12 protein-coding genes and 1 pseudogene are annotated in these 11,585 nt (G+C 67.5%); 4 read left to right on the top strand and 9 right to left on the bottom strand.

Features of this window, described 5'->3' with window-relative positions:
* Positions 1–11: 11 nt before the first annotated feature.
* Entirely contained in the window at positions 12–707 is a 696-nt protein-coding gene (locus U5S82_04310; GenBank protein ID MDZ7750880.1) for a cytochrome c, read from the top strand.
* 256 nt (positions 708–963) lie between these two features.
* Here the strand turns inward: U5S82_04310 and U5S82_04305 are convergent.
* Positions 964–1,266, bottom strand: a pseudogene (locus U5S82_04305) (4Fe-4S dicluster domain-containing protein).
* 341 nt (positions 1,267–1,607) lie between these two features.
* Here U5S82_04305 and U5S82_04300 point away from each other — a divergent pair.
* Entirely contained in the window at positions 1,608–1,880 is a 273-nt protein-coding gene (locus U5S82_04300; GenBank protein MDZ7750879.1) for a type II toxin-antitoxin system ParD family antitoxin, read from the top strand.
* Positions 1,881–2,002: 122 nt separating this feature from the next.
* Here U5S82_04300 and glcF read toward each other — a convergent pair whose 3' ends face one another.
* From glcF to U5S82_04260, 8 genes are all read right to left on the bottom strand, one after another.
* Positions 2,003–3,220, bottom strand: a complete 1,218-nt coding sequence (gene glcF, locus U5S82_04295) for a glycolate oxidase subunit GlcF (GenBank protein ID MDZ7750878.1) — start codon at positions 3,218–3,220, stop codon at positions 2,003–2,005.
* The gene (locus U5S82_04290) at positions 3,220–4,707 is read right to left on the bottom strand and encodes an FAD-linked oxidase C-terminal domain-containing protein (GenBank protein ID MDZ7750877.1); all 1,488 of its coding nucleotides are present in this window, start codon (positions 4,705–4,707) and stop codon (positions 3,220–3,222) included. The genes glcF and U5S82_04290 overlap by 1 nt, the downstream gene beginning before the upstream one ends.
* Positions 4,708–5,073: 366 nt before the next feature.
* A complete protein-coding gene (locus U5S82_04285) occupies positions 5,074–5,655 on the bottom strand; it encodes a DUF3501 family protein (GenBank protein ID MDZ7750876.1) in 582 nt (193 codons plus the stop codon).
* Positions 5,656–5,674: 19 nt separating this feature from the next.
* Positions 5,675–5,962, bottom strand: coding sequence for a ferritin-like domain-containing protein (locus tag U5S82_04280; protein ID MDZ7750875.1), 288 nt, complete (start codon positions 5,960–5,962; stop codon positions 5,675–5,677).
* 169 nt (positions 5,963–6,131) lie between these two features.
* The gene (locus U5S82_04275; protein MDZ7750874.1) at positions 6,132–7,475 is read right to left on the bottom strand and encodes a heterodisulfide reductase-related iron-sulfur binding cluster; all 1,344 of its coding nucleotides are present in this window, start codon (positions 7,473–7,475) and stop codon (positions 6,132–6,134) included.
* Between the two features lie 96 nt (positions 7,476–7,571).
* Positions 7,572–7,991, bottom strand: coding sequence for a rubrerythrin family protein (locus U5S82_04270; GenBank protein ID MDZ7750873.1), 420 nt, complete (start codon positions 7,989–7,991; stop codon positions 7,572–7,574).
* Between the two features lie 118 nt (positions 7,992–8,109).
* Entirely contained in the window at positions 8,110–8,346 is a 237-nt protein-coding gene (locus U5S82_04265; protein MDZ7750872.1) for a glutaredoxin family protein, read from the bottom strand.
* A complete protein-coding gene (locus U5S82_04260; GenBank protein MDZ7750871.1) occupies positions 8,339–9,145 on the bottom strand; it encodes a hypothetical protein in 807 nt (268 codons plus the stop codon). Before U5S82_04260 ends, U5S82_04265 begins: the two co-directional genes overlap by 8 nt.
* A gap of 94 nt (positions 9,146–9,239) precedes the next feature.
* Here U5S82_04260 and U5S82_04255 point away from each other — a divergent pair, with 94 nt between their 5' ends.
* Positions 9,240–10,286, top strand: coding sequence for a MoxR family ATPase (locus U5S82_04255; GenBank protein MDZ7750870.1), 1,047 nt, complete (start codon positions 9,240–9,242; stop codon positions 10,284–10,286).
* 3 nt (positions 10,287–10,289) lie between these two features.
* Positions 10,290–11,549: a VWA-like domain-containing protein gene (locus U5S82_04250; protein MDZ7750869.1), complete on the top strand. Its 1,260-nt coding sequence runs from the start codon at positions 10,290–10,292 to the stop codon at positions 11,547–11,549.
* The last annotated feature ends 36 nt before the right edge of the window (positions 11,550–11,585 follow it).

Raw genomic sequence — 11,585 nt, 5'->3', positions numbered from 1 at the left:
GGCACCGCACCGTGCTGTGGCGAGGCCCGGTGGCCGGCATCCTGGCCGCCGTGTATATCATCGCGGGTATTGCGTCGGCCTGGGCCCAGGATCTGCCCCGGGGCCCGGGCCGGGATTTGGCGTACGCCAAGTGCCAGACCTGCCACGATCTGACCTATCTCCACGACTCGGCCGGCATCCCCGAGTGGATGTGGCATGACGTGATGGACAGCATGGTGGAGTACGGGCTCGAGGTGACGCCGGAGCAGCGGGAGACCCTGCTGGCGTACCTTACCACCTACCTCGGGCCGGATCCGCCACCCCCCGGCCCGCCGGAGGAGCAGTCTATGACAACGGCCGATGGCGGTGCCCTCTACCAGCGCCACTGTGTCGCCTGCCATGGTGCCGGCGGTGCCGGCAGCCCCGGCACGTTCCCACCCCTGGCCGACAACCCGGCCCTGGATGATGCCCGCTACGTGGTACAGGTGTTGCTGCACGGCCTGAGGGGCGAGATCGAGGTGGCGGGCGAGACCTACCGGGGCGTCATGCCTTCTTTCGGTCACCTCGAAGACGCCGAACTCGCCGTTCTGGCCACGCATGTGCTGGGCCGTTTCTCGGCCCTGGAATGCAGCATCGGTGCGAACGATGTGGAAGAGTTGCGCGCGCAGCCCGTGGACGCCGTCGAGATCCGCCCCCATCCGCCCGCCGCGGAGTTAAGCCCCCCTTAGTAACGCCCTTGGGCGCGCACCGCTTCGATAGCTCCCTTGATGGCTTGCCTCACAGGCATTCGTCCCTGGCGGCTTATCCGCGAGTGGGTTCCTGCCCCCTTCTGTATGGGGATGACAAATCGACCCCAAAAAGGACATCACCGGGTCAGTCCAGAGACCCAGTTCGCTTTCGGTTTTTTCGTGTTTTTCTTGGTTCCAATGATTACGGTCGCGCCGCCGGATCGAGGAGTTCGATCCAGTGCCTCACCGGCACCGCCAGGCGGCGGCCGATATCGGCCAGCCGGGCATAGCGTATGCCCGAGGGGCAGGTGGTCTCGCAGGAGCGGCAGCTGAGGCAGCGGTCCAGGTGATAGCGCATGTGCCGGCCCGAGGTCTCGCCCTCGAGGTACTGCTTCACCAAATAGATGCGGCCCCGCGGACCGTCCAGTTCGTCACCGGTGAGGCGGTAGGTGGGGCAGGTGGCGGTGCAGAAGCCGCAATGGACGCAGTTGCGCAGGATGGCCTCGGCCTCGCGGCCGTCGGGCGTACCCTGGAAACGGGGGGCGATATGGGTCTCCACTAGAAGCGGTCCAGTTCGGGGAAGGGCAACTGGCCCTTGTGGACGTGCATCGCCCCCAACTCGGCGCAACGGTGGAGGGTGGGTACGGCCTTGGGCCGTCGGGGACAGACCCCGGTTTTCCCATTGTTAAGTTCACCGACGGGGTACTCGACCTTGATCTTGGAGATGGGCCCGTTTCCCGGCTGGAGGCGTGTGCGAGCGGCATAGCGGTGCGGGCCGGGGGAGGGCAGGGTCCGGTGGGCTGTGCATTGCCGTAGTGCAGCGGGCGGCCGGTTCAGTACCTCTCGCGAGTATGAAAAGTTCATACCGTCTGCTACGCTGTACGGTGAAGGAGACCTGTGATGTCCACCACCGAAAAACGCACCGTCAGCCTGCCGGAGGAGCACGCCGCCTTCATCGACCGGATGGTGGCCTCGGGCGCCTATGCCTCCGGCAGCGAGGTTGTCCGCGCCGGACTGCGGGCGCTTCAGGAGCGCGACGCCGCGATCGACCGCTGGCTCCGGGAGAAGGTCGCCCCCGCCTACGATGCCATGCAGGCCGATCCCGAACGGGCGCGCAGCGTGGAGGACGTCTTCGCGGAGGTCCGCGAGCATCACGCGAAAAGGCGTTCGTAATTGAAAGCGCTGCCAGGGTTAAAGTCTAAAGAGGAGCATAAGACGACACTCGGGTACACCCGGGTCAGTCCTGAGACCTAGTTTCGCTTTCGGTTTTTTTGTGTTTTTCTTGGTTCCAATGACTACGGTCGCGCCGCCGGATCGAGGAGTTCGATCCAGTGCCTCACGGGTACCGTGGAGCCGCTGGCCAGGTGCAGCTGGCAGCCCACGTTGGCGGTGACGATGAGGTCGGGCTCGGGGCCCTCCAGGGCCGCGAGCTTGTCCCGTTTGAGGCGCTCGGCCATGGCGGGCTGGAGGATGGAAAAGGTGCCGGCCGAGCCGCAGCAGATGTGGCCGTCCTTGACCGCCGTGAGGCGGTAGCCGGCGGCCTCCAGGATCCTCTCCACCACGCCGCCCAGTCCCAGGCCGTGTTGCAGGCTGCAGGGGCAGTGCACCGCGACGGCACGGCCCGCACCCAGGCCGGGGTCCGCCGGGCACGCCTCATCCACCACCTCGGAGAGGTCTCGCACCCGTCCCGCCACCTCGCGGGCGCGCTCGGCGTAGTCGGGATCCCCCGCCAGTAGATCGCCGTATTCCCGCAGCACCGGGCAGCAGCCGCTGGCGGAGGCCACCACCCCTTCGGCGCCCGCCTCGAGGGCCGGCCACCAGGCGTCGATGTTGCGACGCGCGAAGGCCCTGGCCTCCGCCATGTGGCCGAGGTGCAGGCTCAGGGCCCCGCAGCAGCCCGCCCCCGGCGTGGGCTCGAGGCTGATCCCCAAGCCGTCGAGGACGCGGGCGGCGGCGGCATTGGTGGCGGGGGTGGCGGCCTCCTGGACGCAGCCCGTGAGGGCCACCATGCGGCGGGGGTGGCGGGGCACGGGCCAGGGTTCCCGGGCCTGGACCGGCGGCATCTTGCGGCGCAGCCCCGGCGGCAGTAGGGCACCGAAAAGGCGTGCCGTGCCCAGCAGGGCGCCGAAGCGCCGGGGGTGGGGGATGACGGCCCGTATGGCGGTCTCCACCAGGCGTCGCAGGGGCGGTGCGGGCAGTTCCTCCACCGCCAGGCGGCGGCCGATATCGGCCAGTCGGGCATAGCGCACACCCGAGGGGCAGGTAGTCTCGCAGGAGCGGCAGCTGAGGCAGCGGTCCAGGTGATAGCGCATGTGCCGGCCCGAGGTCTCGCCCTCGAGGTACTGCTTCACCAGGTAGATGCGGCCCCGCGGACCGTCCAGTTCGTCACCGGTGAGGCGGTAGGTGGGGCAGGTGGCGGTGCAGAAGCCGCAATGGACGCAGTTGCGCAGGATGGCCTCGGCCTCGCGGCCGTCGGGCGTACCCTGGAAACGGGGGGCGATATGGGTCTCCACTAGAAGCGGTCCAACTCGGGGAAGGGCAACTGGCCCTTGTGGACGTGCATCGCCCCCAGCTCGGCGCAACGGTGGAGGGTGGGTACGGCCTTGCCGGGATTCAGCAGCCCGTCGGGGTCGAAGGCCGCCTTGATGGCGTGGAACTGGGTCAGCTCGTCTTTCTGGAACTGGGTGCACATCTGGTCCAGCTTCTCGAAGCCCACGCCGTGCTCGCCGGTGATGGTGCCGCCCACCGCCACGCACAGCTCCAGGATGCGCCCGCCGAAGGCCTCGGCCCGCGCCAGTTCGCCCGGCTGGTTGGCGTCGTAGAGGATCAGGGGGTGGAGGTTGCCGTCACCGGCATGGAAGACGTTGGCCACGGCCAGCCCGAATTCGCCCGACAGCACGGCGATCTCCGCCAGCACCCGGGACAGGTGCTTGCGGGGTATGGTGCCGTCCATGCAGTAGTAGTCCGGCGAGATGCGGCCTACCGCCGGGAAGGCCGCCTTGCGGCCTCGCCACAGGGTCTCGGCGTCGGCCTCGTCGGCGGCCACCCGCACCTCGCTGGCGCCGCAGTCCTCGAGCAGGGCCACGGTGCGGGCGGTGAGTTCGGCCACCTCGTCTTCGGCGCCGTCCAGTTCGCACAGCAGGATGGCGGCGGCATCCACGGGATAGCCGGCGTGGACGAAATCCTCGGCGGCGCGGATGGCGGGGTTGTCCATCATCTCGAGCCCGGCGGGGATGATGCCGTCGCCGATGATGCGGGCCACGGCGGTACCGGCGTCCCCTACCCTGGCGAAGGCCCCCATGAGCACCTGGCGGGCGGTGGGCCGTGGCAGCAGTCGCACGGTGGCCTCCACCACGATAGCCAGCAGGCCCTCGGAGCCGGTCATGAGGGCCAGCAGGTCGTAACCCGGGCTGTCGGGACCCGGGCTGCCGATGGTGAGGAGGTCGCCGTCGGCGGTGACCACCTTGACCTCCAGGATGTTGTGGACCGTGAGGCCGTACTTCAGGCAGTGCACGCCGCCGGCGTTCTCCGCCACGTTGCCGCCGATGGTGCAGGCGATCTGGGAGGAGGGATCGGGGGCGTAGTAGAGGCCGTGGGGGGCCCCGGCCTCCGAGATGGCCAGGTTGCGCACTCCGGGCTGGACCCGGGCGGTGCGGTTCAGGGGATCCACCTCGAGCACCTCATCGAGGCGCGCCAGGGACAGCAGCACGGCGCCCGGGTGGGGCAGGGCGCCGCCCGACAGGCCGGTGCCGGCGCCCCGGGCCACCACGGGCACGCCGTGGCGCCGGCAGATGCGCATCACCTCCCGCACCTGGTCGGTATCCGCGGGGCGTGCCACCACCGGCGGCACCTGGCGGTAGGCCGACAGGCCGTCGCATTCGTAGGGGGCACGCGCCTCCTGTTCGGTGATGAGGGCGCCCGCGTCGAGGACGGCCGCCAGCTCCCGCAACAGGCCGCTGGCGGCGAAGTCCGGGGAGGGTTCAGGAGGAGGGGAGGTCATGGGGTGCATTCTAACCGGCCGCGCCACCGAAAAGGCCGACCGACTGCGGGCTTATTCGTGCAGGGGAACTATAAATGGATACTACGAAAGGCGCGAAAGACGCGAAAAAGACAAAGCCCTCACAGGGGCATGGCGGCGCCGGGAAGTTGGCGGGTCCTTACTCCCCATGGTAGGCGAGCACTAAAGATCATGGTGAGGGGATATCAGGGCGTCGTGATTGCGAATACCCTCTCAGCCGATTCTGTGCCTCCATGAGGGCCGTGCCGGGCGTGTCTTAAGCGTAGACGGTTATCCCGGGATGGCCTTGGATCTCCAGTCATGACCTTTTCGCGCTTTTCGCGTCTTTCGTAGTTTCCATTTTGGGCCTCAGTCGAGATCGGCGGCCAGGGCGTCTCGCACCGCGGTCGGGAGCCGGGTCTCGTGGCGGTAGTTGTCGTGGTCGATGCCCGCCATGACCCCGGTCCCGGCCTTCACCGCCGCCGCCATCTCGGGGGCCAGCTCGAAGCGCATGAAATGGACCGCCGAGGTCTTCTCCTCCCTGTCCCGCTCCAGGTCCTCGTCGGCGATGGCGTAGACGCGGTCGAAGTCCGCCACCTGCACCCAGGTGTGGTCCTCGATGCCGACGAGACGACCCAGGGCCACGCGTCGCTCCTCCGCGTCGTCGAACTCGATCATGAAGGTGGCCTTCCAGTTGCGGCCGTCGGGGATCAGGGGGTTGTAGGCGGCGAGTTCGTCCTCGATGTCCTTGACCTCGAACAGGCGCTCGATGCGCAGCATCTCCTGGACCTGGTACTGGATGGTCAGGCGGTCCTCGAAGTACAGGGTGGCGTTGGGCCCGATGGGCACCTGGCGGTTTTTCTTGTGGGCCATGACCTCGGTCCGGAACGCGGCACGCGTCTCGGCGTACTGCTCCAGGTTATAGAGGTCGTCGCGACTTAAGGCCTTCATGGGAATCTCCTTCGTTGCGTTATTCGTGGGCGATGGGCTTGTCGGTAAACAGGTAGTCCTTCAACTCGCCATCGAGCTTGGAATCGCGGCGCCGGATCCATTCCAGAACCATGGCGGCATGCTCCTTTTCCTCGTCGCGGTTGTGGGCGAGGATGGCGCGCAGCGCTGGGTCGCTGCAGGCGTCCACGCGCTGGTTGTACCAGTCCACGGCCTCCAGTTCCTCCATCAGGGAGACGAGGGCGCGATGCATGTCCTTGGTCTCTTCGGACAGTTTGTCAGCGGGTTCGTGATAGCCTTCGTTCGACATTGTTCTTCTCCGTAGTGATTTGGTAAGGCCTGAGGGCCTCGGTGCGAGTCCCGTCAGTTCGTCGTGGCCGGAAAATGCGATTCCGGCCGTGGTGTCGTCCAGCCAAGCCGGCGGCCGGGATGGCGCGGCCATGTGGCCGTTCGATCACCGTATACCGTCCCCTGCCCCTTCAGATCCCGTAGGCCTGGCGCAGCAGGCTCAGGGGATGGCGCGGTTCACTGCCGTCCTTCATGCCGTTGGCGATCTGCTGGCCCGCCATGGGGCAGTCGCTGCCGTAATGGTCGGCCTCGGCCTGTTTGACGCGGTTGACCACGGGCCTCGCGATTTTCATGGAAATCTCATGGAACTCGCTCTTCACGGCGTAGGTGCCGTCGTGCCCCGAGCAACGCTCGATGGCCTGGACGGTGGTGTCGGGCACCAGCTCCAGCACGTCCTTGGTCTTGAGGCCGAAGTTCTGCACCCGCTGGTGGCAGGCGACATGGTAGGCCACGGTGCCGAGGCCGCTCTTGAAGTCGGTGCTCAGCTTGCCTTCCTTGTGCCGCAGCATGAGGTATTCGAAGGGGTCGAAGATGGCCGCCTTCACCTTCTGTACCGCGTCGTCGTCCGGGAACATCAGGGGCAGCTCCTGCTTGAACATGAGGACGCAGGACGGCACCGGGGCGACGATGTCCCAGCCGGCATCCACCAGGGCGGCCAGTACCGGGATGTTGTCGTCCTTGGCCCGTTCCACGGCCTCCAGATCCCCCAGTTCCAGCTTGGGCATGCCGCAGCAGCGCTCGCGCTCGGCGATGGTGACGGGAATGCCGTTGTGCTCGAACACCGCCAGCAGATCCTCGCCCAGATGGGGCTCGTTGTAGTTGCCGTAGCAGGTGGCGAACAGGGCCACGCGGCCACGGGTGCGTCCGGCACTCTCGCCCTCGGCGTCGTTGTTCCGCCGGTCCGCGAGACGCTTGCGCAAGGTGTTGCTGTGGTATTCCGGCACCTTGGCGTCCGGGTGCACGCCGAGGGCGCTGTCCAGGAGCTTGCGCATGGCGGGGGAGCGGTTGGCGGCATTCACCACGCCGGAGATCACGGGGATCCCCGCCAGGCTGCCCACGCGGTCGGTGCTGGTGAGGACCTTGTCGCGAGTCTTGTAATCACCCTTGCGGAACTTGACCGCTTTGCCTCGCAGCATGAGATGGGGGAAGTCCACGTTCCACTCGTGGGGTGGCACGTAGGGACACTTGGTCATGTAGCACAGGTCGCACAGGTAGCAGTGGTCTACCACCTTGTAGTAGTCGGCCTTGGCGACGCCGTCCACTTCCATGGTGTCCGACTCGTCCACCAGGTCGAAGAGGGTGGGGAAGGCGTGACACAGGCTCACGCAGCGCCGGCAGCCATGACAGATGTCGTAGACCCGTTCCAACTCCTTGAACAAAGCCTCTTCGTCATAGAACTCCGGGTTTTTCCAGTCCAGTGCATGACGGGTCGGTGCCTGCAGGCTGCCTTCGCGGGTGGTGGATGACGCGGTCACGGCGTGTTCCCCTTGGTGGTGACGTGGATTCGAAATGCCCGATTCGAAATGGGCGATGCCATGGGCCCCGGCCGCAGCCGGGGCTCGTGAGGTGGCTCAGGCGTCCAGGGAATCCAGGGCCTTCTTGAAGCGGTTGGCGTGGGAGCGCTCCGCCTTGGCCAGGGTCTCGAACCAGTCGGCGATCTCGTCGAAGCCCTCGTCCCGGGCAGCCTTGGCCATGCCGGGGTACATGTCGGTGTACTCGTGGGTCTCGCCGGCGATGGCCGCCTTCAGGTTGAGATCGGTGCCGCCGATGGGCTCGCCGGTAGCCGGGTCACCCACGGCCTCCAGGTATTCCAGATGCCCGTGGGCATGGCCGGTCTCGCCCTCGGCGGTGGAACGGAACACCGCGGCCACGTCGTTGTAGCCTTCCACGTCTGCCTTGGCGGCGAAGTAGAGATAACGGCGGTTGGCCTGGGATTCCCCGGAGAATGCGTCTTTGAGGTTGTTCTCGGTCTTGCTGCCTTTGAGTTCCATGATGGTCTCGGTCTCCGTCGGTTGAAATGAAGGGCCGCGATATTGCGGACAAGGACAATATAGGGCTCGACATTCGATATATCCAATTGAAAGAAATGAACGAAACGATAGGCTGTCGCTATTGGCCTCCCTTCACCGCGAATTCTTCCACGTCTGCCGGCCCGAAGGGCCAGTTCAGCTCTTCTCCGCCGCGGCCCAACACCGGGATGCGGGTGCCGTAGCGGGCCTCGAGGCCCGCATCCCCGGAGATGTCCAGGGCTCGATAGGACAGCCCCTGGAGCCACAGGATCTCCATGGCATCGTCGCACAGGTGGCAGCCTTCCCGAATGTACAGGATCAGCTCGGGGTCATTCATGGCCGGCGGCATAGGTGGCGAGGCGCCGGCGCCAGCCGGGCAGCCAGCGCTCCTCGTGGCGGGAGGGGTCGGCGTTGGCCACCCGCCGGGTCAGAACCCGGTCGGCGGCGGCGGCGAAATCCGCCGCCGGTGTGGACGGGGCGCCGGTCATGGCGCCCAGCACCTGCAACAGGCCCCAGCCCTGGCCCTGGTAACGCTCGGTGGGGCTCAGCCCCTCGCCCTTGAAGTTCACATAGTCCACCAGGGCGTAGCGGCCCGCGGGGGTGGCCAGCAGGGACTCCAGGCGCCGGCGGATGGTGGCCCGCTGCTCCCCGGGAACCGCCGCCAGTAGCAGCGGCAGGGCCTGTTGCAGCCGCTGCACCAGGAAGCGGGACTGTGCGGCCAGGGTGCCTTCCAGCAGAGCCTGGAGGTCCAGCCTGCGGGCATCGCCGGTGGCGGCCAGGAAGGCCTCGCGAGTGGACCAGGGACAGGGCGGGGGAGGGGATTTGTCGAGCCATGAGGGCAGGGCGGTACCGCCGGCCCTCAGGTGCTCCACCAGGGCGGGGAAGGTCTCCCGGAAGGGCCCGTCGTAATGGCGCGGATACCAGATGAAGTGTCCGATGCCGAGGGAGGCGAACTCCTCGCCCCGATTCCACCACAGCAGGCGATCCATGCGCCCCCCGGTCTCGTTGTGCCAGATCCGCCGTCCCAGCTCCTCGGCCTCTTCGTCGGTCATGGGCTGCGCGCCGAGCCCCAGCGCCGGGACCGTGGCGGGCAGGCCGAGCATCAGCAACAGCAGCCATGAGGCTGGTTGGGTCATGGATAACACTCTAAGATGCGGGGTCTTCATATGGCCCATTCTGCATATCATCTGTCGTGAAATCACCGCTGAAGCCCAAACCGAAGGTCACCCCATGCGACCCGCCCACCTGTTTTCCATTCTAGACCGGGAGTTTCAGAGTACCGAACAGGGCCACCATACGCCCGTCATGTTGTGGGGCCCACCGGGGGTGGGCAAGTCCCAGATCGTCGCCGAGGTGGCCGGGCGCCACGGCGTGCCCGTCATCGATGTGCGGCTGTCCCAGATGGAGCCCAGCGATCTGCGGGGCATTCCGTTCCGCACCGGCGATCTGGTGGAGTGGGCCGTGCCTGCCATGCTGCCGGATGTCACGCGTCATGGCCGCCGGGGAGTCCTGTTCCTCGACGAGATCACCTCGGCTGCTCCCACCGTCTCGGCCGCCGCCTACCAGCTGATCCTGGACCGCCGCCTGGGGGCTTACGAGGTGCCCGCGGGCTGGGCCATCTTCGCCGCCGGCAACCGCCAGGGCGACCGCGGTGTCACCTACACCATGCCCGCCCCCCTGGCCAACCGCTTTTCCCACTTCGAGTTTGAGGTGAACCTGGACGACTGGGTGGCCTGGGCCTATGCCAACGGCATCGACGAGCGGGTCATCGCCTTCCTGCGTTTCCGTCCGGAGCTGCTGTTCGATTTCGACCCCGCCCACAATCCCGTGGCCTTCCCGTCCCCGCGCTCGTGGGAGTTCGCCCACCGCGCCCTGCAGAAGTTCGGCGCGCGCCCCGACCTGCTGGTGGGCAGCCTCCAGGCCTGCGTGGGGCCGGCCGCCGGCATCGAACTCCACGCCTTCGTGGAGAACCTGGATAACCTCCCCGACCTCGACGCCATCCTGCGGGGCGACGAGGTGCCGGTGCCCGAGCCCATCGATCTCCAGTACGCCGTGGCGTCCTCCCTGGTGGGCCGCGCCATTCGGGCCCGGGAGACCGCCGACGGCAACGCCGTGATGGGCTGTATCCTCGACTACGCCCGGCGTTTTCCCCAGCGCGAGATGGGTGTGATGCTGGTGTCGGATATGCACCGCGCCGTGGGCGAGGAACTGTTCGCCGTGCCCCAGTTCTCCGACTGGGCCAACCAGGTGGCGGACGTCATGCTCTACGACGGCTGAGCCATGGCCGGCGGCGTGGAGGACAAGCTGGCGGCGGCACGCACCCGCCTGATTCTGGACAAGCCCTTCCTGGGGGCCCTGGCGCTGCGCCTGCCCATGGTGCAGGCCAAGGCGTCGTGGTGTCCCACCACCGCCACCGACGCCCGGAAATTCTATTTCAACCACGACTACATCGATGCCCTGAGCCTGTCCCAGGTGCAGTTCGTGCTGGCCCACGAGGCCCTGCACTGCGCCCTGTCTCACTTCCGCCGCCGCGAGCATCGCGACAAGCGGCGCTGGGACGTGGCCTGCGACTACGCGGTGAGTCCGCTGTTGATGGGGGACGGCCTGGAGGCGCCCCCCGGCACCCTGTACGAGCGCAAGTTCGAGGGCATGACGGCGGAGGAGATCTATCCCTGCATCCGCGATACGGACTCCGAGGAGCCCATGGACCGGCATATCTATGACGAGCCAGCGGATGATAACCCGCCACCACCGCCGGCCGACGAGCCCCCCGCCGAGCCGCCGCCGGCGGGGGACGGCGAGGAGGGGGGTGCCGGCGACGGCCAGGGCGAGGGCGGGGAGTCCCGCGAGGAGGAGCAGGGGGCGGGCGGCGGCGGTGCCCCTCAGCCGCCGCCCCTGGATGCCCAGGAGCGGGACGCCCTCGCCGTCCAGTGGCAGCAGCGCCTGGCCGGCGCCGCTCAGCAGGCCATGCAGGCGGGCAAGCTGGGGGGCGACATGGCCCGCCTGGTGGACCATCTGCTGCAGCCCCAACTGCCCTGGCGCATGCTGCTGGCGCGCTATGTCACGGCCTCGGCGCGGGACGATTACAGCTATTCCCGGCCGTCGAGCCGGCGCGGCGGCGATGCCATCATGCCCAGCCTGCGCAGTGCCCAGGTGGACATGGTGGTGGCGGTGGATACCAGCGGCTCCATCAGCGACGAGGAGATCGCCCAGTTCATGTCGGAGGTGGATGCCATCAAGGGCCAAGTGCGCGCGCGGCTGACCCTGCTGCCCTGTGATACGGTCCTCGCCGAGGGGGCGCCGTGGTGCTTCGAGCCCTGGGAACCGGCCGACATGCCGGAGTCGGTGAGCGGCCGCGGCGGCACGGACTTCAAGCCGGTATTCGAGTGGGTGGAACAGGCCGGCCGCCGGCCCGACCTGCTGGTGTACTTCACCGACGCCAGGGGCCTGTTCCCCCGCGCGGCCCCCGATTATCCGACCATCTGGCTGGTCAAGGGGCGCGAGAAGGTGCCGTGGGGGCAGAGGGTGCAGTTGAACTAGAGGCGAGTGAATAGGAAATAGGAAAAAGTGAATAGT

This window comes from Gammaproteobacteria bacterium, assembly GCA_034522055.1.
In the GTDB taxonomy this organism is placed as follows: Bacteria; Pseudomonadota; Gammaproteobacteria; order JAABTG01; family JAABTG01; genus JAABTG01.
Note: the sequence above shows the minus strand (reverse complement) of the source record. Positions and strands in the feature narration are given on the sequence as shown.